This window comes from Streptomyces sp. WM6372, assembly GCF_001279655.1.
Lineage (GTDB): Bacteria > Actinomycetota > Actinomycetes > Streptomycetales > Streptomycetaceae > Streptomyces.
In genome coordinates, this window is record NZ_LGDB01000172.1 from 1 (window position 1) to 206 (window position 206).

The following is a 206-nucleotide window of genomic DNA, read 5'->3' on the forward strand; positions in this document are numbered from 1 at the left end:
GCCCGACCTCGCCGGCATCTACGACCTGACGCTCCTGAACAAGGTCCTCAAGGCCGCCGGCAAGCCCGCGGTCTCCGACGCCGGCCTCGGCGTCAAGTAAGTCGCACGTACGCATCCCAGGAGGTGACGACCATGGCCACCACACTCGCCAAGGCTGCCGAGGGCACGGTAGCGGAGCAGACCCACGCCGCCCGCATCGCGCACGT

At 69.4% G+C, this 206-nt stretch carries 1 pseudogene; it reads left to right on the forward strand.

What is annotated here, in order from left to right:
• Positions 1 to 123 precede the first annotated feature (123 nt).
• Positions 124 to 206: pseudogene (locus ADK52_RS44780) on the forward strand (ABC transporter ATP-binding protein); the annotation flags it as partial.